At 69.9% G+C, this 24410-nt stretch carries 21 protein-coding genes; 3 read left to right on the forward strand and 18 right to left on the reverse strand.

Annotation, left to right across the window (positions count from 1 at the left end):
• Positions 1-9: 9 nt before the first annotated feature.
• From A5757_RS08455 to A5757_RS08475, 5 genes are read right to left on the reverse strand one after another with little or no spacing between them, the layout of a single operon-like run.
• A complete protein-coding gene (locus tag A5757_RS08455; RefSeq protein WP_066831319.1) occupies positions 10-837 on the reverse strand; it encodes a shikimate dehydrogenase in 828 nt (275 codons plus the stop codon).
• Complete coding sequence (gene mltG, locus A5757_RS08460) at positions 815-2062, reverse strand: endolytic transglycosylase MltG (RefSeq protein ID WP_066831322.1); 1248 nt, start codon at positions 2060-2062, stop codon at positions 815-817. The genes A5757_RS08455 and mltG overlap by 23 nt, the downstream gene beginning before the upstream one ends.
• A complete protein-coding gene (gene ruvX, locus A5757_RS08465; RefSeq protein ID WP_066831325.1) occupies positions 2055-2597 on the reverse strand; it encodes a Holliday junction resolvase RuvX in 543 nt (180 codons plus the stop codon). Before ruvX ends, mltG begins: the two co-directional genes overlap by 8 nt.
• A gap of 4 nt (positions 2598-2601) precedes the next feature.
• Positions 2602-5295 carry an alanine--tRNA ligase gene (alaS, locus tag A5757_RS08470; protein WP_066831327.1) on the reverse strand — a complete coding sequence of 898 codons (2694 nt, stop codon included), beginning with the start codon at positions 5293-5295 and terminating at the stop codon, positions 2602-2604.
• 51 nt (positions 5296-5346) lie between these two features.
• Complete coding sequence (locus A5757_RS08475; RefSeq protein ID WP_197497300.1) at positions 5347-5736, reverse strand: secondary thiamine-phosphate synthase enzyme YjbQ; 390 nt, start codon at positions 5734-5736, stop codon at positions 5347-5349.
• A gap of 86 nt (positions 5737-5822) precedes the next feature.
• Between A5757_RS08475 and A5757_RS08480 the strand changes: the two genes are divergently transcribed.
• Positions 5823-6137: a GlsB/YeaQ/YmgE family stress response membrane protein gene (locus A5757_RS08480; RefSeq protein WP_066831332.1), complete on the forward strand. Its 315-nt coding sequence runs from the start codon at positions 5823-5825 to the stop codon at positions 6135-6137.
• Between the two features lie 112 nt (positions 6138-6249).
• Positions 6250-7830, forward strand: a complete 1581-nt coding sequence (gene mbtM / locus A5757_RS08485) for a long-chain-fatty acid--ACP ligase MbtM (protein ID WP_066831335.1) — start codon at positions 6250-6252, stop codon at positions 7828-7830.
• Between the two features lie 12 nt (positions 7831-7842).
• On the opposite strand, the gene A5757_RS08490 is transcribed toward mbtM, so the two are convergent.
• The 13 genes from A5757_RS08490 to A5757_RS08550 all read right to left on the reverse strand — a co-directional run bounded on the left by A5757_RS08490 (position 7843) and on the right by A5757_RS08550 (position 23130).
• Positions 7843-8856, reverse strand: a complete 1014-nt coding sequence (locus A5757_RS08490; protein ID WP_066831338.1) for an NAD(P)/FAD-dependent oxidoreductase — start codon at positions 8854-8856, stop codon at positions 7843-7845.
• Positions 8853-9371, reverse strand: coding sequence for an isoprenylcysteine carboxyl methyltransferase family protein (locus tag A5757_RS08495; protein ID WP_066831341.1), 519 nt, complete (start codon positions 9369-9371; stop codon positions 8853-8855). The genes A5757_RS08490 and A5757_RS08495 overlap by 4 nt, the downstream gene beginning before the upstream one ends.
• Positions 9368-10435: a type III polyketide synthase gene (locus A5757_RS08500; protein WP_066832287.1), complete on the reverse strand. Its 1068-nt coding sequence runs from the start codon at positions 10433-10435 to the stop codon at positions 9368-9370. Before A5757_RS08500 ends, A5757_RS08495 begins: the two co-directional genes overlap by 4 nt.
• 47 nt (positions 10436-10482) lie before the next feature.
• Positions 10483-12756, reverse strand: a complete 2274-nt coding sequence (locus tag A5757_RS08505) for an MMPL family transporter (RefSeq protein WP_066831344.1) — start codon at positions 12754-12756, stop codon at positions 10483-10485.
• Between the two features lie 166 nt (positions 12757-12922).
• On the reverse strand, positions 12923-13423 hold the full coding sequence (locus A5757_RS08510) for an isoprenylcysteine carboxyl methyltransferase family protein (protein ID WP_066831347.1): 501 nt from the start codon (positions 13421-13423) through the stop codon (positions 12923-12925).
• Positions 13424-13435: 12 nt separating this feature from the next.
• On the reverse strand, positions 13436-14530 hold the full coding sequence (locus A5757_RS08515) for a type III polyketide synthase (RefSeq protein WP_082929371.1): 1095 nt from the start codon (positions 14528-14530) through the stop codon (positions 13436-13438).
• Positions 14531-14872: 342 nt separating this feature from the next.
• Entirely contained in the window at positions 14873-16219 is a 1347-nt protein-coding gene (locus tag A5757_RS08520) for a replication-associated recombination protein A (protein ID WP_066831349.1), read from the reverse strand.
• Between the two features lie 9 nt (positions 16220-16228).
• Positions 16229-17062 carry a DUF3097 domain-containing protein gene (locus A5757_RS08525; RefSeq protein ID WP_066831351.1) on the reverse strand — a complete coding sequence of 278 codons (834 nt, stop codon included), beginning with the start codon at positions 17060-17062 and terminating at the stop codon, positions 16229-16231.
• A 49-nt stretch (positions 17063-17111) separates the two neighbouring features.
• Positions 17112-18191: a putative zinc-binding metallopeptidase gene (locus A5757_RS08530; RefSeq protein ID WP_066831353.1), complete on the reverse strand. Its 1080-nt coding sequence runs from the start codon at positions 18189-18191 to the stop codon at positions 17112-17114.
• Positions 18184-19080, reverse strand: a complete 897-nt coding sequence (locus tag A5757_RS08535) for a transglutaminase family protein (RefSeq protein WP_231983919.1) — start codon at positions 19078-19080, stop codon at positions 18184-18186. The genes A5757_RS08530 and A5757_RS08535 overlap by 8 nt, the downstream gene beginning before the upstream one ends.
• Complete coding sequence (locus A5757_RS08540; RefSeq protein ID WP_066831358.1) at positions 19077-21683, reverse strand: circularly permuted type 2 ATP-grasp protein; 2607 nt, start codon at positions 21681-21683, stop codon at positions 19077-19079. The genes A5757_RS08535 and A5757_RS08540 overlap by 4 nt, the downstream gene beginning before the upstream one ends.
• A gap of 61 nt (positions 21684-21744) precedes the next feature.
• Positions 21745-22650 carry a DUF389 domain-containing protein gene (locus tag A5757_RS08545; protein ID WP_066831360.1) on the reverse strand — a complete coding sequence of 302 codons (906 nt, stop codon included), beginning with the start codon at positions 22648-22650 and terminating at the stop codon, positions 21745-21747.
• A gap of 15 nt (positions 22651-22665) precedes the next feature.
• A complete protein-coding gene (locus tag A5757_RS08550; protein ID WP_066831362.1) occupies positions 22666-23130 on the reverse strand; it encodes a helix-turn-helix domain-containing protein in 465 nt (154 codons plus the stop codon).
• Positions 23131-23218: 88 nt separating this feature from the next.
• Here A5757_RS08550 and A5757_RS08555 point away from each other — a divergent pair, with 88 nt between their 5' ends.
• The gene (locus tag A5757_RS08555; RefSeq protein WP_066831364.1) at positions 23219-24403 is read left to right on the forward strand and encodes an acetyl-CoA C-acyltransferase; all 1185 of its coding nucleotides are present in this window, start codon (positions 23219-23221) and stop codon (positions 24401-24403) included.
• Positions 24404-24410: the final 7 nt, after the last annotated feature.

Raw genomic sequence — 24410 nt, forward strand, 5'->3', positions numbered from 1 at the left:
CGGACAACGTTAAGTCCGGTCGAGCGCCGCCCTCATCACCTCTTGGGGTGCGGGCCGCCCGGTGAACTGCTCGACCTGCGCGAACGCCTGGTGCAGCAGCATCTGCAATCCGCTGACCACCCGGCCGCCGGCCGCCGAGACCGCGGTGGCCAACGGCGTCGGCCACGGATCGTAGATCGCGTCGAGCAACACCGGCGTCGCCGCCAGGACGCCGGCGTAGGGCTCCGCGGCGTCCGCAGGAATCGTGCTCACCACCGCGGCGGCCCCCGTGACGATGTCAGCGAGGCTGCCGTCGGCCAGATCACACCAGCGTCCGGCCACCCCCAGCCGTCCGGCCAACTCGACCAGCGGCGCCGCCCGGTCGGCACTGCGGGCGGCGATCGTCATCTCGCGTATCCCGAGGTCGGCCAGCGCCACCACCGCCGCGGGGGCGGTGCCGCCGGAGCCCACCACGACCGCCGCGTCACCCGGGGGCAGCGCTCCCAACGCGCCGCGGACGCCGTCGACGTCGGTGTTGTCGGCCCGCCAGCCCGTCGGGGTGCGCACCAGCGTGTTGGCCGACCCCACCAGTTCGGCTCGGGCGGTGCGTTCGTCGGCGACGCGCAGTGCGACGAACTTCCCCGGCATCGTCACCGACAGCCCGACCCATTCCGGGCCGAGGCCGCCGACCAGGCCGGGCAGTTGTTCGGCGGTGCACTCGATCCGCTCGTAGGTCCAGTCCGACAGGCCGAGTTCCCGGTAGGCCGCGAGGTGCAACTGCGGCGACCGCGAATGCGCGATCGGCGAACCCAGGACCGCGGCGCGGCGCGGACCGTCAGCGCGCGCTGTCGAGGACACCGTTGCGAAGCGCCAGCTGGATGTTGGCCAGATGCTGGTTGTAATCGCGGGTGAAGACCGTCGTGCCCTGCAGATCGATGGTCACGAAGTACAGCCAGTCCCCCGCCGCGGGCTGTTCGGCCGCCAGCAGCGCGGGCTGGCTGGGCGAGCAGATCGGGGTGGCGGGCAACCCGGGCCGCACGTAGGTGTTCCACGGGTTGTTCTGGGCGCGGTCACCATCGGTGGTCGCGACCTCGATGCGGTCCAGCGGATAGTTCACCGTGGAGTCGAATTCGAGGGTGCGGTTCTCGTTGAGCCGGTTGTAGATCACCCGCGCGACCTTGGCGAAATCCTCCGGCTTCGACTCGCGCTGCACCAGTGAGGCGACCGTGAGGATCTCGTAGGGCGACATGTCCGCCGCCGCGGCGGCGTCGAGCAGACCGGCCTGCGCGTACTGGCTGGCGCTGGCACGCAGCAGCGTCGACAGGGTCACCTCCGGTGCCGCCGACGGATCGATGTTCCAGGTGCCGGGCGCGATCAGTCCCTCGATGCGGCGGTGGTCGTCGCCCATCGCGCTGACCGGCTCGACCGCCCATTCCGCGATGGCGAGTTCTGCCGGTGGGGTGTTGGCGGCCACGTTCTTGAGGTCCTCGGCCGGTACGCAGCTCAGGTTCCCGTCCAGGTCCACGCAGGTGGCCTTCGAGATCAGGGTGAAGATGCCCTCGGTGACGGCGTTGGTCTTGACGTCGCGAACGTCGTCGAGTTGGCGGCCCTCGGGGATCACCAGTCGGCCCACCCGGCTCTTGGGATCGGTGAGCCGGCCGACCGCGTCGGCCGCCGGGATCTCGGTGCGCACCTTGTAGAAGCCCGGCTGGATCGCCGACATCTCGGAGTTCTGCGACGCAGCGTCGACGAATGCCTTGACCGTGGCGACCACGTTGTTGTCGAGCAGTGTCTGGCCGATCGCGGTGGTCGAATCGCCGTCCCGGACCTGGATCACCACGTCGCTGACACCGGTTCCGGCGAAGTCGTCACCGCCGCCACCGAACAACCCGTGCCACATGCGCGAGCCCAGGAAAACCACGCCGACGATGACGACGACCAGCACACCCAGCGAGATGGCGCCCATCAGCCGTCGCCGCCGCCGGTTGCGTGCGGCGCGCATCCGGGCCGATCGGCTCAGCCGCTGCCGCGGCGGACCGACCGCCACGGGCTCTGCGCGATCCGGACCCCAGTCCTCAGCCACTGTCTCCCTCTCTGACGCCGTCTCCTGGGCCCGCTTCTCGAGCTGCCAGAACGGTGCGTCGCTGGTCGAGCCAGCTCTGCAAGATTCCCACCGCCGCGGCCTGATCGATCACCGCGCGCTGGCCCCTGGCCCGCACACCCGCGTCGCGCAGACTGCGCTGGGCGGTGACGGTCGTGAGGCGTTCATCGGCCATCCGGACCGGCACGGGCGCGATGCGCCGGGCGAGCGCCTCGGCGACCTCGATGGCGTCGTGCGCTGCCGGGCCGGTCCGATCCGCCAGCGTGCGGGGCAGGCCGACGATCACCTCGACCGCCTCGTATTCCGTGACCAACTGGGCCAGCCGCCGCAGATGCCGGCCTGAATTCTCGCGGCGGACGGTCTCGACCGGGGTGGCCAGGATGGCGTCCGGATCGCTGACGGCGACGCCGATCCGCACGGAACCGACGTCGATGCCGAGTCGGCGTCCGCGTCCGGGATCCGGGGAGTCAGGGCTTCCGCCGGGGCGGTCGGGCAACCGGTGCTCGCTGTCGGCCACAAGGCTAGGTCCGCTCGATTCGGGCACGCAGCGCCGCCAACGCCGCGTCGATTCCCGCCGCCCCCTTACCGGAACCCTGTGCCAGATCCGCTTTGCCGCCCCCACGGCCGTTCACCTCGGCGCCCACGACCTTGACCAGATCGTCGGCGCGCAGTCCGAGCTCCTGGGCCGCGGCGTTGACCGCGACCACGAACGGCACGGCGTCGTTCTCGCCCTCTGCGATCAGCGCGACAACCGCAGGGTCGGTGCCCAGTTTGCCGCGGACGTCGCCGACCAGCGTGCGCAGATCTCCGGCGGACATGCCCGCGGCCATCCGCTGGGCCACCAGGCGCACCCGGCCGATCGTCTCGGCGCCTGCCGCCGCGTTCGCCGCGGCGGCACGAGCGCCGGCCAGCCGCACGCGGTCGAGTTCCTTCTCGGCCACCCGCAGCCGCTCGACGAGGTTGGCCACCCGGGCGGGCACCTCCTCCGAGGGCACCTTCAGCGTGGATGCCAGCCCGGCCATCAGGGCACGTTCCCGCGCGAGGTGGCGGAACGAGTCGAGGCCGACGTAGGCCTCGACCCGGCGCACCCCGGAGCCGACCGACGATTCGCCGAGGATCGTCACCGGCCCGATCTGCGCCGAGCTCCGGACGTGGGTGCCGCCGCACAGTTCCAGGGAGAACGGTCCGCCGATCTCGACCACCCGCACCTCGTCGGGGTAGGCCTCGCCGAACAGCGCCATGGCGCCCATCGCCTTGGCCTTCTCGAGCTGGGTGACGTAGCTGTGCACCTCGAAGTTCGCCTCGACGGCCTCGTTGGTGACCTCTTCTATCTGGGTCCGCTGGTCGTCGGTGAGGGCGCCCTGCCAGTTGAAATCGAAGCGCAGGTAGCCGGGCCGGTTCAGCGAGCCCGCCTGCACGGCGTTCGGTCCGAGGACCTGCCGCAGTGCGGCGTGCACCATGTGCGTGCCGGAATGACCCTGGGTGGCGCCGTGCCGCCAGCGCGGGTCGACCGCCGCGACGACGGTGTCGCCCTCGACGAACTCGCCCGATTCGACGGTGACCCGGTGCACCCACAGCGATTTGGCGAGTTTCTGCACATCGGAGACGGCGGCCTTGGCAGCCTGAGAGGCGCCGGTCCCGCTGATCGATCCCTCGTCGGCGATCTGGCCGCCGGATTCGGCATAGAAGGGGCTGCGATCCAGCACCAGTTCGACGCGCTCGTCCCCGATGGCCGCATCGTGACCGACCACCGGCACCCGGCGGCCACCGACGAAGATCCCGAGAATCCGTGACTCGGTGGTCAACTCGTCGAAGCCGGTGAACTCCGTGGGTCCGGCGTCGACGAGTTCGCGATACGCCGACAGGTCGGTGTGGGCCTGTTTGCGGGCGGCGGCGTCGGCCTTGGCGCGCCGGCGCTGCTCGGCCATCAGACCGCGGAAACCCTCCTGGTCGACCGAGAGTCCCGCCTCGGCGGCCATCTCCAGGGTCAGGTCGATCGGGAAGCCGTAGGTGTCGTGCAGGGTGAAGGCGTCGGATCCCGACAACACGGTCGCCCCAGAGGACTTCGTCGCGCGGGCCGCCTCGTCGAACAGCCGGGATCCCGACACCAGCGTCCGGTTGAACGCGGTCTCCTCGGCGACGGCGATGCGCTGGATGCGGTCGAAGTCGGTGGCCAGTTCCGGATACGACGGCGCCATCGCGTCGCGCACCGTCGACATCAGGTCGGCCATCACCGGCTCGTCGACGCCGAGCAGTTTCGCAGCGCGGATGATGCGGCGCAGCAACCGGCGCAGCACGTAGCCGCGGCCTTCGTTGCCGGGGCTGACGCCGTCGCCGATGATGATCGCCGCGGTGCGGCTGTGGTCGGCGATGATGCGGTAGCGGACGTCGTCATCGTGGCTGCCCTGCCCGTATCCGCGCGGCGCGCGGCCGGCGACCAGATCGATGACCGGGCGCAGCAGATCCGTCTCGTAGACGTTGTCGACGTCCTGCAGCAGACACGCGACCCGCTCGATGCCCATGCCGGTGTCGATGTTCTGGCGCGGCAGCGGACCGAGGATCTCGAAATCGTCCTTCGAGGTGCCCTCGCCGCGCTCGTTCTGCATGAACACGAGGTTCCAGATCTCGATGTAGCGGTCCTCGTTGGCCTCCGGGCCGCCCTCGATGCCGTACTCGGATCCGCGGTCGTAGTAGATCTCCGAGGACGGACCGCAGGGACCGGGGATGCCCATCGACCAGTAGTTGTCGGCCATCCCGCGGCGCTGGATGCGTTCCAGGGGCAGGCCCGCCACTTCCTGCCAGTAGCCGATCGCCTCGTCGTCGTCGAGATAGACCGTGGCCCAGAGCCTTTCGGGATCGAACCCGTAGCCGCCCTGGTCCTGGGGATTGGTCAGCAGTGTCCAGGCGAACTCGATGGCGCCCTTCTTGAAGTAGTCGCCGAAGCTGAAGTTGCCGGCCATCTGGAAGAAGGTGTTGTGCCGGGTGGTGATGCCGACCTCGTCGATGTCCGGGGTGCGGATGCACTTCTGGACGCTGACGGCACGGTTCCACGGCGGGGTGCGCTGGCCCAGGAAGTAGGGCACGAACTGCACCATGCCGGCGTTGACGAACAGCAGGTTCGGGTCGTCGAGGATCACCGAGGCGCTGGGCACCTCGGTGTGGCCCGCCTTCACGAAGTGATCGAGGAAGCGCTTCCTGATCTCGTGTGTCTGCACGTGTGCACGGTCCTTGTCATCTCGGGTAATAGACCGATCTACAGTACCGACTCACTCACCCAGGAAGCTCAACCGCACCTTGCGCTTCGGATTGTCCCGGTTGAGGTCGACCAACACCACGCTCTGCCAGGTGCCCAACAGCGGTTCGCCGTCGGCCACCGGCACCGTCACCGACGGCGAGATGATCGCGGGCAGCACGTGGTCCGCGCCGTGGCCCGGCGAACCGTGGCTGTGCCGGTACCGGTCGTCTCTGGGCAGGAGCCGTTCGAGCGTGCCGAGCAGATCGTCGTCGGAGCCCGCCCCCGTCTCGATGATCGCGACGCCCGCGGTGGCGTGCGGGACGAAGACGTTGCACAGACCGCTCCGGCGCGACCCGCAGAAGGACCGCACCGCATCGGTCAGGTCGACGATGCGCCGCTTCGAGGTGTCGACGTCGAGCAGATCGGTGTCCATGCAGCCAGCGTACGAAGCCGTTTGCCGGCAGCGGCCACAGGGTATTTCACCGTCCACCATCTCCAGGAGGAACCATGACCGTCACCGGCCTCATCACCGCAATCCTGATCGGCATCGTCGTCGGCGCGCTCGGCCGACTGGTGTTGCCCGGCAAGCAGCCGATCGGCATGCTCGTCACCATTCTCGTCGGCATCGTGTCGGCGCTCATCGGCACCGCCATCGCGCGGGCGATCGGTCTCCCGACGGCCACCGCCGGCATCGACTGGATGGAACTGCTCGTCCAGGTCGTCGTCGCCGCGCTCGGCGTCGCGTTGGTCTCGTCGCTCATGGGCGGACGTCGTCGCGGCACCGTGGTCGGCGGCCGCCGCCGCAGCGGTCTGATGCGCTGACCTGAACGGATCGACGACCCCGGCGGGCCCCGCGCCCGCCGGGGTCGTCGCCGTTGGCGGGCCCAGCAAGTAAGGCTAGCCTCCCTTTACCGGTCGGGGTACTGTGCTCGCGATGAACTCCCTGGCAGCAGCGCTCACCGAGGCGATGACGACGTCGCCGCGGGATCTCGTCCTACTCGATCGGGCCGGCGACTGGCGGCGCCATCCGTGGCCCGAGGTGCACGCCCGCGCACAGAACGTCGCCGAGCGGATAGCGGATATGAACGCCTCGGCCGTGGGCGTCGTCGGGGAACCGACCATCGAGATGATCTCGAGCATCATGGGCGCCTTCCTCGCCGGTCGCGGGGTCGCGGTGCTGCCCGGCCCGATCCGCGGCGCCGCAGCCGAGCAGTGGGCACACACCACCCTGTCCCGCTTCGCCGGCGCCGGCGCGGATCTGGTGCTCAGCACCGGTGCGCAGTTGGAGCTGTTGCGCACCGCGAACGACGGCACCCGAATCGTCGACTACACCGAATGCTCGCACCCCGACCGGTCAGGGCCGTTCACCCCGCCGGACCCGGGCGCGGACGTGGCGATCCTGCAGGGCACCGCCGGCTCGACCGGCACCCCGCGCACGGTGCTGATGTCGCCGGACGCGGTGCTGGCCAACCTGCGTGGGCTCAACGCGCGCACCGGCGTCGACCCGACGCGCGACGTGGGGTGCTCCTGGCTGCCGCTCTACCACGACATGGGTCTGAGCTTCCTGCTGTCGGGGGCCGTCGCGGGGGGCGAGACGTGGCAGGCGCCGACGTCGGCGTTCCAGGCGTCACCGTTCCGCTGGCTCCACTGGCTGTCGGAGAGCCGCGCGACGTTCACCGCGGCGCCGAACATGGCCTACGGGATGATCGGCAAGTACGCCCGCCGGGTCACCGACGTCGACCTGTCCCCGGTGCGCTTCGCGCTCAACGGCGGCGAGCCGGTCGACTGTGATCTCACGGGCCGGTTCGCCACCGAGATGGCCCGGTTCGGGTTCTCCGCAGGCGCGCTGTCCCCGTCCTACGGGCTGGCCGAATCCACCTGTGCCGTCACGGTTCCGGTCCCGGGCACCGGCTTGCTCGTCGACGAGACCGAGGTGGTGTCCGAGGCCGGGCGGGCAGTCCGCCGCCATGCCGTGCTGGGCCGTCCGATCGACGGGATGGAGCTGCGGATCGCACCCGGCGAGGAAACCGACATCACCGGCCGGGAGGTCGGCGAGATCGAGATTCGCGGCACGTCGATGATGTCGGGCTACCGCGGAGGGCCCGCTGTCGCGCCCGGCGAATGGTTCCCCACCGGGGACATCGGTTATCTCGTCGACGACGGACTGGTGGTCTGCGGCCGGGCCAAGGACATCATCACGGTCGCGGGCCGCAACGTGTTTCCCGCTGAGGTCGAACAGGTCGCCGCCCAGATCGCCGGCGTGCGCGAGGGCGCCGTGGTGGCAGTCGGCACCGGGGAGGGTTCCGTGCGGCCGGGCCTGGTGATCGCCGCGGAGTTCCGCGGTCGCGACGAGGACGGCGCCCGCAGCCAACTGCTGCAGCGGGTCGCGTCGCAGTGCGGGGTGGTGCCCGCCGACGTGGTCTTCGTCAAACCCGGATCGCTGCCCCGCACCTCCTCCGGCAAGTTGCGCCGTTTCGAGGTGAAGGCCGGTCTCGAGGCCGGTCAGCTCGTCTAGTGCCCGAGCGCTTCAGTGCCCAAGAGCGTTGACCACCCGGCTGAACACGCCGGGTAGCGCGGTCGCGGCGGGCGTGATCCGCGCGCGCACCGGCGCGTAGCCGCTGGCGTGCAGCAGCCCCGCGGTCAGCAGCCGGTAGCGCCGGGTCAGTTGCCGCCACCGCCGGTCGTAGTCGGCGGTGCGCCCGGTGACCACGCACTCGACGAGCAGTTCGGCCGCCCCGAACGCCAGACCGAGCCCTTCACCGGTCAACGCGTCGACATAGCCTGCCGCGTCGCCGACCAGCAGCACCCGGCCGGCCGTCCGGTGGCGCACCTTCTGGCGCAGCGGGCCCGCGGCCCGGTCGGCGCCGTGTGCGTGTCCGCCGACCCGCGCCGCCAGCTCGGGGAAGTGCGCCAGGCTGTCGGCGAACCCGCCGCGGCTGGACTTGAGGATCGCCACCCCTACGCAGTCGTCCGCCACCGGCGTCACGTACGCCTCCGCGGCGGTCGACCAGTACACCTCGACGCAGTCCGACCACGGGGCGACCGAGATGTGCCTGCGGATCCCCCAACGCCGCTGTCCGCCGGGCTGCGCGAGACCGAGCGACTTGCGGATCGGCGAGTGCAACCCGTCGGCGGCGGCCAGATAGCGGGCACGGATCCCATGCGCGGTGACCGACTGGTCGTCCTGTACCACCTCGCCGACCTCGCCGACCTCGACGCGCACCCCGGCGGCGTGTGCGGCCTCGGACAGCGCGTCGTGCAAAACGGTGCGGCGCACCCCGCGTCCGGCTCCGGAGTGGAACCGGGCCTCCACCCGGTGCGTCCCGTCCAGGTAGGCGATGCCGTGGAGATCACGGCCCGTCACCACCGCACCCAGCCGCCCGAGAGCCTGGATGGAATGCGGCATGAGTCCCTCGCCGCACGCCTTGTCGATGGTGCCGCGGCGCCGTTCGACGACCACCACCTCGAGACCGGCCCTGGCGGCGTGCACCGCCGTGGCCAGACCCGCGGGCCCGCCCCCGACGACGAGCAGATCGATCACTCCAGGCTTTCCAGTGCGGTGTTCTCCACCGAGATCCGGGTGCGCAGCAGCGCGGCGTTGAGGAGTGTGAAGAGCGCGGCGGTGATCCACGCGCCGCCTGCCAGCGGCAGCGCCACACCCTCTGCGACGACCGCGACGTAGTTGGGGTGCGGGATCAGCCGGTAGGGCCCGCGCGCCACCCGGGCCGCCCCGGGGATCACCACCACCCGGGTGTTCCACTGCCGTCCGAGTGTGGTGATGCACCACCACCGCAGCACCTGCGCGAGGACGACGGCGACCAGCGCGGGGCCGGTGACGCGGCGCGACGGCGCGCGGGGCAGCCGGGCGGCCTCGGCCAGACAGCCGGCGAGCAGACCCGTGTGCAGGGCCACCATGACCGGATAGTGCCCGGCCCCGAACTCCTTACCGCCCTGGGCTCGGCTCCACGCCAGATTTCGTTGCGAGACAACGAGTTCGGCTACCCGCTCCGCGGCGACCGCGCCGATGAGCAGGGGGTAGCGCGAGCGGCGGGTCATTGCCACCGCAGCAGAACCAGTTCGGAGCAGAAGCCCGGCCCCATGGCCATGAGCAGCCCCGGGCTGCCCGCGGGCGGCTTCTTGCGGATCGTGTCCCGCAGCACGTGCAGAACCGAGGACGACGACAGATTGCCGACCTCGGCCAGCGAGCGCCACGTCAGCTCGAGGGCGTCGTCGGGCAGCCCCAGCGTCGAGGTGATCGCCTCGATCACCTTGGGACCGCCGGGATGGCTGACCCAGGCGCCGATGTCTGCCACCGTCAGCCCGTGCGCCGTCAGGAATTTCACGACGTCGTCGCCGAGGTAGCGCTCGACGAACGCCGGCACTTCGGGGCTGAGCACGATCTCGAATCCGTGGGAGCCGATGTCCCAGCCCATGGTGCGCAACGAATCCGGGTACAGGTGGCTGACCGAGTCCAGCACGATCGGACCGGTGGCGCCGATCTGCTCGGCCCGGCGCTCGCCGACGGCCACGACCGCCGCGGCGCCGTCACCGAACAGCGAGCCGGCGACCAGCGTGGCCGGCGACGGATGGTGTTTACGGGTCAGCGAGCACAGCTCGACCGAGACCAGGACCGCCACCGCGTCGGGGGCGCCCCGCAGATGATCGTGCAGGCGGGCGATGCCGGCGGCGCCTGCGACACAACCCAAACCGAACACCGGCACGCGGCGGACGTCGGGACGCAGACCCACCCGGCCGGCGATGCGGGCGTCGAGGGACGGTACGGCCGCACCGGTGACCGTCGTGGTCATGATGAGGTCGACGTCGGCCGGGGTCAGCCCCGCCTCGTCGAGCGCTCCCATGAGCGCCTCGGCACCCAGATCGGTGGCGTGCTCGATGAACAGCCGGTTGGACTCACCGAAATCGTCGAGCCCGGCGTACTGCTCGATCGGCAGCGCGAGATAGCGGGTGTCGACCTTGGCGCTGGCGTGCAGCTTGCGCAGGAACGGCTCGGCCTCTTCGTATCCGGGCAGCTCCAGCAGCGCCCGGGACACCTCATCCTGGGTATAGCAGTGAGCCGGGAGCACACCGGTGACACCGGCGATCACACTGGTAGTTGCCATGCCGGACATCCTATTTCGCGTAAGGGCACCGCGGGGGGCTTCGTTGATCAAGATCGGCTCTCCTGTGACACGGGCACGGGCGCAACGGGTTCGGGCGGCCCACCCTCCCGCAGGCCGAGACGGTCGTGCAGCTTCACCAGCGGTCGCGGCGACCACCAGTTGTAGATTCCGGCCACCCGCATGAAGGCCGGTACGAGCACCATCCGCACCAGCGTCGCGTCGGTCAGCACGGCCAGGGTCAGGCCGAGGCCGAACATCCGCATGAAGGAGACATTTGCCGCGATCAGCGCGGCGAACGAGATCGACATGATCAGCGCGGCCGCGGTGACGACCCGGCCGGTGTGGGCCAATCCGAGGGCGACGCTCTCGGCCACGTCGGCCGGCCGGCGTTCCGAGGCGAGCCAGAATTCGCGGATCCGCGACATCAGGAACACCTCGTAGTCCATCGACAGACCGAACGCGATGCAGAACAGCAGCACCGGAACGTTGGCCACGAGCGTGCCCGTCGGAGTGGTGCCGAGGGCGCTGAAGTGGCCCTCCTGGAAGATCCACACCATCGCCCCGAATGCCGCCGTCAGTGAAAGACAGTTCAGCACAAGGGCTTTCAGCGGGAGCACGACGCTGCCGGTGAGCAGGAACAGCAGGCAGAAGGTGCTGACGGCGATCAGCCCGAGTACCAGCGGCAATTTCGAGGTGATCGCGTCGACGCTGTCCCGGTTGCTCTGCGCGATGCCCGCCAGCTCGACGGTCTTGCCGTCGGGCGGGGTGATCTGGTGCAACCGGACGAGTTGGTCCTCGGAGGCGTCGGAGAACAGCGGCGCCGACGTCGAGACCGTGAGGAAGGCGCTGCCGTCGCGTTCGCCGGTGGGCGCGGTCGGCGGACCGGCCTGCCGGCCCTCGACGAAGGTGCCGACCGGTGCGGAAACCGAGATGACGTCCGGCACCCGGGACAGCTCTCCGGCGTAGCGCGCCATCTCGTCGGCGCTGACCCCGGTGGAGTCCGGGAGGACGACCGTGACGGCGGTGGCGCTGTTGTCGACGAACTCGGTGCGCAGCTGGTCACCCACCTGGTGGGCGGAGGCGGTGGTCGGCAGTACGCGCTCGTCGGGCAGCCCCCAGCGGACACCGAGGAACGGTGCGCCGGCGAACAGCAGCAGGGCGATCACCGCCAACCCGATCGGCACGGCCCGGCGCATGACGAACTTGGTGGAGCGGTACCAGAACTGCTGTTCGACCGGTTTGGCCACGGGGTCGGGGCGGCGCAGCAACCGCCGGCCGAAGCGGCGGACGTCGAGCGCGTCGATGCGGTCGCCGAGCAGGACGATCGCGGCGGGCGTCACGATCAGGGCCGCCAGGGCAGCGAACACCACGGTGGCGACACCGGCGTATGCGAACGACTTCAGGAAGTACATCGGGAACAGCACCATGGTGATCATGGGCAGCGCGACCGTCGTCGCGGAGAACACCACGGTGCGTCCGGCGGTGACCATCATCCGGGTCAGCGCGGTGTGGCGGTCGGCCCCGTCGGCGAGTTCGTCGCGGTAGCGGCTGACCATCAGCAGGGTGTAGTCGATGGCCAGTGCCAACCCCATCGCCATGCACAGGTTGAGTGCGAAGACCGAGACGTCGGTGAAGAACGTGATGACGTGCAGCACCGCCAGGGAGCAGACGATCCCGATCAGCCCGACGGCGACGGGTACCGCGGCGGTCAGCAGGCCGCCGAACACCCACACCAGCACCAGGAAGCTGAACGGGATCGCGATCGACTCCATCACCAGGAGGTCCTGCTGGGTCTGCTTGGTGATCTGGTTGTTGACCATCGCGACACCGCCGGCGCGCACGGTGACCCCGTCGCGTTCGCTGACCTCGCCACCGATGGCGTCGGTCAGGTTCTTGGCGTTGGTGTCGGCGAGCTTCTCCCCGCCGGTGACGCCGGCGACGATGAGACCGGTCTGACCGTTCTCGCTGATCAGACCCGCTGCGGTCGGGTCCTCGACCGTCCAGGCCGAGGACACCGTGGCGACGTCCGGGGAGTTGCGCAACTCGTCGACGATCTCGGTGCCCACCCGGGTCGCCGCCGGACTCGTGATGCCGTCGGGCGAGCTGACAGTGATGAGGAGTTGCGCGTCCCCCTGGCCGAACCGGTCCGCCAGGAGGGACTGGGCGTGCGACGACTCGGCCGCGGGGTCGGCGAAGCCGCCTGCGGCCAGTTTTCCCGCCACCGGGACGCCGAACAACGCGGCTGCCACCGCCACGAACAGCGCGAAGCAGATGATCCGGCGGGGTGCGGCGATCGACAGCGCCGCCATGCGCGCTAACACGTGGGGCTCACCCGGGCCGGGCGCGTCCGCCGACGGACGTCACCTGCCGACGGGAGACGGGATGCGGTCTGCACCGCGACATCCTGCCTCAGACACGGCGCTCGCGGTGCGCTTCGTTGACGCATGCGAAAGCGGTTGTGTCCGCTGCGGCTGCATTGCTGGCCTGTCATGCGTATCCCAATGCGTTGTTCTCAGTGCGGATCCGAACGCGTAGCAGTAGTGCGTTCGCCACGCTGAACGCGATCGCGGTGACCCACGCCGAATGCACGAGCGGCAGGGCCGCCACCTCCGCAGTCACCGCAGTGTAGTTCGGGTGATGCAGCCATCGGTAGGGTCCGCGCTGAACCAGCGAAGCACCCGGGATCACGATCAGCCGCGGATTCCAGTGCCTTCCGAGGGTGGACACACACCACCAGCGAACGGCGGTGCTCGCCGCGACGACCGCCACCATCGGCCACCCCAGCCATGGGATGAACGGCCGGTGGGCACCCGCGACCTCGACCACGCAGGACGCGAGGAGAAGCGCGTGCATCGCCACCATCACCGGATAGTGGCCCTGCCCGAACTCGCGGCCGCCCTGGCCGATCGACCAGCGGGTGTTGCGGCGCGAGACGACGAGTTCCAGCAGCCGTTCGACGCCGACGGCGAGAATGAAGAGGTAGTACATGACCGGGTCCCCTCACCAGCTCAGCAGCAGCAGTTCGAAGCTGAACCCGGGACCCATTGCGAGCATGAGCCCCAGCGAACCTTCGGCGGGCGGTTCGGCGATGGTGCGGCCCAGCACGTCGAGCACCGAGGCCGACGAGATGTTGCCGTGGTCGCGCATGGAGTCCCAGCTGTGCCGTAGCGCCTGCGCGGGCATACCGACGGCGCCGTGGATGGATTCGAGCACCTTGGGGCCGCCCGGATGGCAGACCCACGACGAGATGTCGTCGACGGTGAGGCCGTGCTGGGCGAGGAAACCGTCGATCTCTTCGGCGAGGTAGTCGTCGGCCATTCTGGGGACGTCGCGGGAGAGCACCAGCCCGAACCCGCTGGAGCTGACGTTCCATCCCATGACGTCGACGGTGCCGGGGAACAACCGGCTGCGGGTGGCCAGCACCCGCGGCATGCGGGTTCCCCCGGTGGACGCCCGGTCGGCCCCGGTGGCCGCAACGGCGGCGGCGCCGTCGCCGAAGAGGCACACCCCGATGAGCGCCGGGATGGACATGTCGTCGCGCTGCAGGGTCAGCGAGCACAGCTCGACCGAGACGAGGACCGCGACATGGTCCGGGTAGCCCTGCAGATAGTCGTGCACCCGGGCCAGGCCGGCCGCCCCGGCCACGCAGCCCAACCCGAACAGCGGGATCCGTTTGACGTCGTCACGCAGCCCGATGGCGGTGCAGATCCGTGCGTCGATGGTCGGCACGGCGACACCGGTACTCGACACCGCCACGATCGCGTCCACGTCCTCGGGCCGCAGGTCCGCGGCGACCAGGGCCGAACGGACGGCGCGTGCGCCGAGCTCGGTCGCGACCTCGAGGTACGCGTCGTTGGCCTCGGTGAATCCGGACAGCCGGGGGTAGCGCTCCAGCGGCAGTGCCAGATTGCGGTGTTCGACGCCGCTGGTCCGCGCGAACCGTGCGAAACCGGGGTCGGCGAAGTCGGTGAGTTCGCGGGCGACCTGTTCCTGGGTGTAGCGGTGCGGGGTGAAAGCGGTGGCGGTTCCCGCCACCCGGGACAGGCCCTGATGTGCGCGGGAGGTGGTGTGTAGGTGAATTGCTGTATCAGTCATGAACTGCTCAACGTATTTCGCCTCGTTTTGATCCCGTATTCGTGACGCTGAACTATCCGTAAAAATCCATTTATCACCTAATTAGTGAGGTTGATAACCGCAGTTCAGTGCCTTTTCTGTCAACAAGCTTTGAACCTGATAGCAGCGACTTACGTATCGTAGGAATACGCACCGAACTGAGCGATCGATGCGAATGAACTGGACAATTTCTGAAAGTAGTCGAGCGTAAGCTCGACAGGTTGGCCACCACCCGTCCCAAACCGCCCAAATGAACAAACGGGCGGGCAAGGTGCGAGTGGATCCGGGCATTACGTCGATTTCGGCGACGCGGAGTTCCCGGCGTCAGCGACGCTTGCGGATGATCGCCCGTAACCGGTCGAGGCGCCCGGCGATCTCTCGTTCGGCGCCGCGGCCTGCAGGCCGGTAGTAGTCGACACCGACCAGCTCGTCGGGCGGGTACTGCTGCGGGACCACACCGTCGGGGTGGTCGTGGGAGTACACGTAGCCGACGGCATTGCCCATTTTGGCCGCGCCGGAGTAATGGCCGTCGCGCAGATGTGCGGGCACCAGCCCCGCCTTACCGCTGCGGACGTCGCCCATCGCGGCGCCGAGCGCGGTGGTGACCGCGTTCGACTTCGGCGCCGTCGCCAGGTGGACGGTGGCGTGCGCGAGCGTCAGCTGCGCCTCCGGCATCCCGATCAGCTGCACCGTCTGGGCCGCGGCGACCGCGAGCGGCAGCGCGGTCGGGTCCGCCATCCCGACGTCCTCGCTGGCCAGGATCATCAGCCGGCGGGCGATGAACCGCGGATCCTCCCCCGCCACCAGCATCCGCGCCAGATAGTGCAGCGCGGCGTCGACGTCGGAGCCGCGCACCGACTTGATGAAGGCGCTGACCACGTCGTAGTGCTGATCGCCGTCGCGGTCGTAGCGCACCGCCGCTTTGTCCAGGGACTGTTCGACGATCTCGACCGACACCGGCACCCCGGCGGCGGTGGCCGTCTCCGCGGCCACCTCCAGCGCGGTCAGCGCACGGCGGGCGTCGCCGGCCGACAGCGTGACCAGCACATCGACGGCCTCGTCGCTCACCTCGACCCCGCCGCCGAGACCGCGCTCGTCGGCGATCGCGCGACGGATCACGGTGGCGACGTCGTCGGGGGTCAGCGGTTGCAGCTGCAGGATCAGCGAGCGGCTCAGCAGCGGCGCAACCACCGAGAACGACGGGTTCTCCGTGGTCGCCGCGACCAACAGCACGATGCGGTTCTCCACCGCGGCGAGCAGGGCGTCCTGCTGCGTCTTGGAGAACCGGTGCACCTCGTCGATGAACAGCACGGTCTGCCGGCCGTGAAGGAGGCCTCCACGCGCACTTTCTATGACTGCGCGGACTTCCTTGACCCCGGCCGACAGCGCCGACAGCGCCTCGAACCGCCGACCCGTCGCCTGCGAGATCAAGGAGGCCAGGGTGGTCTTCCCGGTGCCGGGCGGACCGTAGAGGATGACCGACGCCGCACCCGATCCCTCGACCAGGCGCCGCAGCGGGGAGTTCGGTTTGAGCAGATGGCTCTGGCCGACCACCTCGTCGAGCTCGGCGGGCCGCATCCGCACTGCCAGCGGCGCCCCGGGCGGTGGCGCGGCGACGCCGGGCCGCACGCCGTCGTCGTCACCCGGCACGTCGAACAGGCTGTCGGACACGCTCCCTGCTTACACCGGCGCGGTGACGAAGTCGATCAGCTCCTCCACCCGCCCGATCAGCGCGGGTTCGAGGTCGGTCCAGTCCCGCACCCGCCCGCGGATCCGGCGCCAGGCGGCCGCGATGTCGGCCTGAGTGGCATGCGGCCACCCCATCGCCTCGCACACCCCGTGTTTCCAGTCGATGCCGCGCGGCACCTCGGGCCAGGCCGACACCCCCAGCCGGGCGGGCTTCACCGCCTGCCAGATGTCGATGTACGGATGCCCCACCACCAGGGCGTGCTCTCCGTAGGGGCCGCGCCGGACCGCCTCCGCGATCCGGGTCTCCTTGCTTCCGGTGACGAGATGGTCGACGAGCACACCGAGCCGCCTGCCGGGTGCGGGCCGGAACTCCTCGACGATCGCGGCCAGATCGTCGACGCCGCCGAGATGTTCGACCACCACGCCCTCGATGCGCAGATCGTCGCCCCACACCTGTTCGACGAGTTCGGCGTCATGGCGGCCCTCGACGTAGATGCGACTCGCCAGGGCGGTCCGCGCCCGGGCCTGCCGTACGGCCACCGAACCCGACGCGGTCCGCGCCGCCACGGGGGCGCGGCGCGGTGCGGTCAGGATCACCGGTTTGCCGTCGAGTAGGAAGCCGGGCCCGAGCGGGAACGCCCGCGTACGGCCGCGCCGGTCCTCCAGATCGACGGCGCCGGATTCGACACGGACGACGGCGCCGACGTAGCCGGACTGTGCGTCCTCGACCACCATGCCCAGCTCGACCGGCTGTTCGGTGGAGCGGGTGCGGGTCGGCGTATGCGGATTGCGGGCCAGGATGTCGCGGCCGTAGCGATCGGTCACCGGGTGATCCTAGAGGCCCCACCCCGCGCGAGCAGACATCGAAACGCGCTCAGGACTGCTGCTGCTGACGATTCGCGTTGAGGTCGGCGAGCTTGACCGGATCGGAGGTGATGTCGTCGATGACCGTGTGGATGAAACGCATCTTCTCCAGCACCGGCGGCGGCAGCACGAACGGGTAGAGGTCCTCGCGACCCATCGACCGGTTGACCATGTTCAGCGACCAGGACAGCGGCAACCACATGTCGATGATCGTGTCGAAGCCGCTCGGCCCGAGGTTGCGGCGTTCGAAGGTGGCGCCCGCCGGTGCGAATCCGAAAGCCGCTGCGGTGTCGAGGGTGTCGCGAATGTGCAGATAGTGAGCGAAGGTCTCCGCCCAGTCCTCCGCGGCGTGCATGGTGGCGTAGGAGGAGACGTAGTTCTTGGCCCAGCCGGTGGGCGCGCCCTCGCTGTAGTGGCGGTCCAACGCGTCCTGATAGCTCGCGTCCGGGTCGCCGAACAGCTCGACGAACTGCGCCTTGTACTCCGGCGACGGGCCGACCAGCCGGTAGTAGTAATAGTGGCCGATCTCGTGACGGAAGTGGCCGAGCAGCGTGCGGTACGGCTCCTCCATCGCGATGCGCAACTGTTCGCGGTGCACGTCGTCACCCTCGGCGAGATCCAGGGTGATGACGCCGTTGGCGTGACCGGTGAACACTTTCTCGTTCTCGCTCGACAACAGGTCGAAGGCCAGCCCGTAGTCGGGATCCTCGTCGCGGCCGACGATCGGCAGCTTGAGTTCGTGCAGTTCGGCGATCAGCCGGCGCTTGGCCCGCTCGGCAGCCGCGAACGCCGCCAGCGCCTTCTTGTCGGCGTCGTTGGGCCGGGTCCGCGTCAGCTCGCACGAGGCGCACAGCCGCGGACCGTCAGAGCCCCGCTCGACCAACCAATTGCACTCGGCCAGATGACGATTCACGCACAGCTCGTAGTGGCTCTCGTCGACCGCACCGGCGTGCCCGCTCTCGTCCGGCGGTGCGATCACCAGCAGCGCCATATCCTCGAGGGAGAACCCCAGCGCACTCTTGCAGTTCAGGCACAGCGAGTTCTCGAACGCCAGCCGCTGACCGCAGTTCGGACAGTTGAAGTCACGCATCCACACCCACCCCCTCACACGGTGCCACGTCGACCGACACCTCGATGTTGCTGCTGTGCGAATCGGTGTAGATGATGCCCCGCAGCGGCGGGACGTCGGCGTAGTCGCGGCCGAAACCCACCACCACATATCGTTCGTCGATCAACTGGTCGTTGGTCGGATCGATGGCCAGCCACTGATTCTGCGGGGTCCACACCGCGGCCCATGCGTGGGTCGCGTCGACGCCTACCATGCGTTCCTTTCCGGGGGGCGGGTCCGTGGCCAGATAGCCCGACACGTAGCTCGCGGCGAGACCGTTGGCACGCAGGCAGGCAATGGCGAGCCGCGCGAAGTCCTGACATACCCCTTCACCGGCGGCCAAAACCTCGCCGACCCGCGTCGAGACGGTGGTGGAGCCGGACCGGTAGGTGAAATCGGTGAAGATCCGCGCCGAGAGATCCCGGAGCACCTCGATCAGCGGGCGCCCCGGTTCGAAACTCGGTGCGGCGTAGGCCCGTACTGCGTCGGTGATCTCCGGCGTCTGCAGATCCAGGGTGAACTCGACGGCCAGCGCGGCGTCCGCGCCGACCGGCCGCGCGATCTCCCACGGCGCGCTCGCGGATCCGGTGCAGTAGCGCTCCGGTTCCACCGGATCGACCTCGACGAGGGATCTGCTGACCACCGCGAGCCGGCGGTGCCGCTCGGTGACGTGGAAGTACGAGCTGAGGTTGCCGTAGACGTCGCGGCTGGTCGAGCTGTCGGTGGGGGCCGGTTCGATGTCCAGTCGATGGGTCAGGCAGCGCTGCCCGACGGTGTCGCGTGGCGTCAGGAATCCGCGGCCGTAGGAGCTGGTGACGTCGCCGGAGTAGTCGTAGACCGTGCGGTGGGTGATCCCGTAGCAGCGCGTCACGGCAACACCCGCCGAACGCCGGGTCCCCACAGCGGCTGCATGTCTCCGGGCAGCGACAGATGGCTGGCGGTGATCGCCGCCGACAGCTCGCGCAGATCGCGGGTGATGCCGTCGAGCAGCTCGGTCAGGGCATCCCGGTGGCCCGCGGCGTCGACGACCTCGAGATCGTCGGGGTCGACCCGGCGCAGCCGCACCGTCAGATCCTCGACGATCCGTTCCGGCCGCGACGATCCCGACGAGCCGGGCAGGGCCCGCAGCCCGGCGCGCAGCCGGTCGAACTGGAAGACCAGCGACCGCGGATTCTGCGGGTCGAACAGCACGAGATCGGCGACGGCGGCGACACTGACGTTGCCCAGGGTGCGCCGTCGGTAGCTGATCGCGGATTCGCATGCGGCGAGCGCGGATTCGGTGATGGTCCGTTCGGCGCTCCGTGCCCGCACCCGGCCGAGTGTGGCGCCCAGCAGCGCGGTCAGCGCCTGTCCGCGTTCGATGCGCTTACCGATGTCCATCATCGTCCAGCCGACGTCCTGCACCATCGACTCGGCGGCGACCCCCGACAGGGCCAGCATGCCCGCCAGTGTCAGGCTGTGCGCCGATGCGAGGTAGGCCTCCCCCTCGGCCTGCGAATCCGGGGGTGCGGCCGAGGAGTCCAGCACCCCACGCTCCACCGCCGTCAGCACCATCCAGGTGTCGTTGGACATCTGGTCGCGCACCGAGCGGGCCGCGAAACCCAACCGCTCGACAGCCTGGGCCAGCGATCCGGGCCGATGCCGGTCGGCGGTCAGCGCCCACAGCGTCGTCGGTGCGGTGGCGATCATCTCGGCGTGGTCGCCGTCGGCCCCGGTGTCGGTGCCGGTGATCTGACCGATTGCGGTGAGCAGTACCGGAACACATTCGCTCTCGGGCGAATCCTGGTGGTAGCGGAACTCGTGGAAACGCTGCCGCGTGACGGTCAGCAGCCGGGCCATGTGTTCGGCGCGCTCGGCGTAGCGCCCCATCCAGAACAGGTCCGACAGCACGCGCGGGGAACTGACGACGCGGGTGGGGGTACCGGTGACGGTGATGGAGGCGGGTTCGGACGGCGTGCGCTCGGCCTGCGCCCGCGCCGGGGGTCGCACCCAGACATCCTTGGCGGCAACGCTTTCCAGGCGGGTGGCGCCGTGACCGGAGGCCAGCAGGTATCCGAGCCCGCCCGCCATGGGCGCGTACCCGCCGGGCTGGGCGACGGTGAACAACCGCATGCCCACCCCGGCCGCGGACAGCCCGCGGCGCCGCAGATTGGTCGGCGCCGAGGAGAACTGCGGGAGCTCCTGGCCGACCCACTCCCACGGGGTGGCCTCGATGCGCGCGGTCAGTTCTGCGCGCGCCTTCGCCGTCAGCAGCGGTCCCACGATCGGCTCCGCGCCGGTGACCGATCGGATCACCAGCGACGACAGGTGGGTGAGCAGATGCGAACGCTCCAGGTCGATTCCGGCCCAGTACAGCGGCGCGGTCGGCAACGTCGGCGTCTCGTCGAGCAGCAGCCTGGACAACTCCGGCAGGAACCGCGTCACGCCGGGGCTCTCCAGGATCCCGCTGCCCAGGGTGTTGACCACCGTGACCGTGCCGCGGCGCAGTGCCTCGACCAGGCCGACCACCCCGAGGCGCGAATCGGCGCGCAGATCCAACGGGTCGGCGTAGGCGGCGTCGACGCGGCGCAACACCACGTCGACACGTTTGAGCGTGCCCAGCGAGCGCATCCACAGCCTGCCGTCGCGCACCACGAGGTCTTCGCTCTCGACCAGCGGGAAGCCCAGCACACTGGCCAGGTAGGCCTGGTCGAACGCGGTCTCGGACATGGTGCCCGGGCTCAACACCACGACGACGGGTTCGTCGGCCGCCTCGGGGGCGGCTTCGAGCAGCGCCAGCCGCAGGGCCTGGGCCCACGGCGTGACGGGCCGGGGACCGATCCGTTCGTAGAGGTCGGGGACGGCGTGGGCGACCACCCGCCGGTCGGCCAGCGCGTAGCCGGCACCGGACGGCGCCTGCGTCCAGTCGGCGTTGACGCGGAATCCGCCGTCGGCGCCGCGGCTGACGTCGCAGCCGTGCATGAACAGCTGCCGTCGCCCCGGCACCGCGATCCCCCGCGCCGCGCGCACGTATCCGGGGTGGGCGAACAGCAGTTGCGGCGGCAGCACCCCGCTGGTGATCGAGCGGCGGTCGCCGTAGAGATCGGCCAGTACGGCGTCGAGGATGCGTGACCGTTGGACGACACCGGTCTCGAGCACGTCCCAGTCGGCCGGTGAGAGCAGCAGCGGCAGTCCGTCGAGTCGCCAGGAGACGGGGCCTTCCTCGCCGTCGGGCCGGATGTAGGTGATGCCGTCGTTGTCGACCAGACCGCGCACGGTGTCGCGCAGTCGGTTCAGGCCGGCGCGGCCGCGCTCGCCGACGCCCTCGGCGAGTTCCTGCCAGACCGGGCGGACGTCGCCCGCGGCGTCGACGAACTCGTCATAGAGGGTCGGGGTTCCGCCGCGCGGATCGAAGAGCGCCTGCTGCGCGCGGGCGCTGCGGTACCCGGCGAGCACATCATCGAGCTCCGGGGAGCCCATCGCGCGGAGAACCATCACAGCGAGACGGTACGCACCCGGTCAGAGGTGCGCATGCGGTCCGGCAGTGGTGTCGCCCTCATCCGGCCAGGCGCCGGGTCCACAGCACGAGCGCTCCGGCGACGACCACCGCGACGATGTTGAGGACCAGTTGCAGGGCGGACTGCGCGGCGATGTCCCAGTCGCCGACCGTCGCGGCGACGACCGCGTAACCGGCCGCCGGCACGGTGGTCACCGAGATGAACACTCCTACCAGCGCCGCCGATTTCGCCGACACCAGCGACAGCATGCCGGCCGCGCCGGCGAGCAACGCGACGACGAGTGAGAGTGGGCCGACCCGGAAGATGAAGTCGACCTCTTCGAGGTGCCGGGTGCTGGCCAGCTCGATCCACCCGAGCGCCTCCCCGGCGAGCACCGCGACCGCGGTGATCGCCATCGCGATCGGAAAGCCGATCACCAGCGCCAGCCCGGCACGGCGTGCGAGGTAGGCACGTTTGCGCACCAGCGCGACCGCCAGCGCGGCGAGCGGGCCGAATTCGGGCCCGACCACCATGCCGCCGACGACCGTCACCGGAGAGTCGGTGGCCACCCCGATTGCGGCGATCAGGCACGCCAGCGTGAGGAAGGCGACGAAGGTGACGTTGAGCGTGGACTCCTCGCGGGTGCGGGCGGCCAGTTCGTCCCACACCACGGCATCGGCCGGATCACCCTCGGCCTCGTTCTCGGCGCGGTAGGCGCGCGCGGAGAGCACGGTGTCGACGAGGTCGAGCGTGATGGCCCCGCGCTCCTTGACGCCGATCTTCTTCAGCGCGTCGATGACCTCGTTGGCCGACTCCCTGGCCAACTCCGCGGTGATCTCGTCGCCGCGCGGGTCGAGGGCGGCATCGCGATGAAACACCAGGTGGGTCACGCCGGGGTTGCCGGTCAGCAACTCGAGTACGGCCTCACGGAGCCCGGGTGGCGCGATGACCCGAAGATGCAGCACCGGCCGAGAGTAGCGTCACCGGACCAGCCGTACGCCCAGTTCGGCGACCGGTACCTCGTGGCCCGCCGCGCAGCGGATCTCGACGCTCGCCTGCTCGCCACAGCCCTGATGGGTCAGCCGCAGCCGGGTGTCGTCGATGTGCCTGCGGCCCCATTCGAACAGCGCCCACACCACGGGCATGAAGTCGCGGCCCGCGTCGGTCAGCACGTACTCGTCGCGGCTGCGCTGCCCGGGTTCGCGGTACGGCCGTCGTTCCAGCAACCCGGCGTCGACCAGATCGGTCAGCCGCGCCGCGGCCGCGGCCTTGGTGACCCCGACCCGCCGCCAGAAGTCGTCGAACCGGGTGGTGCCGTAGAACGCCTCGCGCATCAGCAGCATCGTGGTCTTGGTGCCGAGTAACGTCATCGTCTTCTCGATCGGACAGTGTCCGACCGCCGACCAGGCGTCGCGGTCGGCCAGCGGACCCTGGAGCACGGCCACGGAATCTCCCTCACATCTGGGTTGTTTCAACTATACCCAGGTGATATACACCTGGGTACACAAGACAATACTCAGAGGAGAGTTGGCCATGTCCGGATACTCAGGTCGCGACGCCGTGATCGTCGGCGCCGTCCGCACCCCGATCGGCAAGGGCAAGCCCGGCGGTGCGCTGCACGGCGTCCTGCCGGCGGATCTGCTCGCCCACAGCCTCAGGGAGCTGGTCGCGCGCACCGGCATCGATCCGGCCGAGATCGACGACGTCATCGCCGGCGCGGTGACCCAGGTCGGCGACCAGGCCGTCAACATCGCCCGCAACGCGCTGCTGGGCGCCGGTTTTCCGGAGTCGGTGCCCGGCACCACGGTCGACCGCCAGTGCGGCAGCAGCCAGCAGGCCATCAGTTTCGCCGCCCAGGGGGTGGTGTCCGGCGCCTACGACATCGTGGTGGCCGCCGGCGTGGAGTCGATGAGCCGCGTGCCGATGGGCACCTCGGTGCTGCCGGGCAGCAACCCGTTCGGTGACGGCTTCGCACAGCGCTATCCCGAGGGGCTTGTGCCGCAAGGCATCTCAGCGGAGCTCATCGCAGCCAAGTGGGGGCTGTCGCGCGGGCAGCTCGACGAGTTCTCCGCTGGCAGCCACGAGAAGGCCGCCGCCGCGACCAAGGAGGGCCGTTTCGACGCCGAACTGGCGCCGATCGCCGGACTCACCACTGACGAGATCATCCGGCCCGGCACCACGGTCGAGACGCTGGCGGGGCTCAAACCGGCGTTCTACAACCCCGCCTACGAGGAGCGTTTTCCGCAGATCGGCTGGGAGATCACCGCGGGCAACAGTTCGCCGCTGTCCGACGGCAGCGCCGCGGTGCTGATCACCACCACCGAGGCCGCCAAGCGGCTCGGGTTGCGTCCGCTGGCCCGCATCCACACCGCGACCGCGGTCGGCTCGGATCCGCTGTACATGCTCACCGGCGTCATCCCGGCCACCGAGAAGGTACTGACCAGAGCCGGCCTCGCGCTGTCGGACATCGACCTGTTCGAGGTCAACGAGGCGTTCGCACCCGTCGTCCTGTCGTGGGCGCACGACACGGGTGCCGATCTGGCCAAGACCAACGTCAACGGCGGCGCCATCGCAATCGGTCACCCGCTCGGCGCGAGCGGCGTGCGGATCATGACCACGCTGGTCAACGCGCTCGAACAGCGCGACGGCCGCTACGGCCTGCATACGATGTGCGAAGCGGGCGGCATGGCCAACGCCACAATCATCGAACGCCTCTGAAATCTGC

It is taken from the genome of Mycobacterium sp. 852013-51886_SCH5428379, from assembly GCF_001665575.1.
Classification (GTDB): domain Bacteria; phylum Actinomycetota; class Actinomycetes; order Mycobacteriales; family Mycobacteriaceae; genus Mycobacterium.

What these genes read in the sequence shown, in the direction of transcription:
- A5757_RS08480 (WP_066831332.1), top strand. Translation starts at nt 5,823, where the DNA reads ATGACCGTCACCGGCCTCATCACCGCAATCCTGATCGGCATCGTCGTC.
- mbtM (WP_066831335.1), top strand. Translation starts at nt 6,250, where the DNA reads ATGAACTCCCTGGCAGCAGCGCTCACCGAGGCGATGACGACGTCGCCG.
- A5757_RS08495 (WP_066831341.1), bottom strand. Translation starts at nt 9,371, where the DNA reads ATGACCCGCCGCTCGCGCTACCCCCTGCTCATCGGCGCGGTCGCCGCG.
- A5757_RS08500 (WP_066832287.1), bottom strand. Translation starts at nt 10,435, where the DNA reads ATGGCAACTACCAGTGTGATCGCCGGTGTCACCGGTGTGCTCCCGGCT.
- A5757_RS08510 (WP_066831347.1), bottom strand. Translation starts at nt 13,423, where the DNA reads ATGTACTACCTCTTCATTCTCGCCGTCGGCGTCGAACGGCTGCTGGAA.
- A5757_RS08515 (WP_082929371.1), bottom strand. Translation starts at nt 14,530, where the DNA reads ATGACTGATACAGCAATTCACCTACACACCACCTCCCGCGCACATCAG.
- A5757_RS08530 (WP_066831353.1), bottom strand. Translation starts at nt 18,191, where the DNA reads ATGCGTGACTTCAACTGTCCGAACTGCGGTCAGCGGCTGGCGTTCGAG.
- A5757_RS08540 (WP_066831358.1), bottom strand. Translation starts at nt 21,683, where the DNA reads ATGGTTCTCCGCGCGATGGGCTCCCCGGAGCTCGATGATGTGCTCGCC.
- A5757_RS08555 (WP_066831364.1), top strand. Translation starts at nt 23,219, where the DNA reads ATGTCCGGATACTCAGGTCGCGACGCCGTGATCGTCGGCGCCGTCCGC.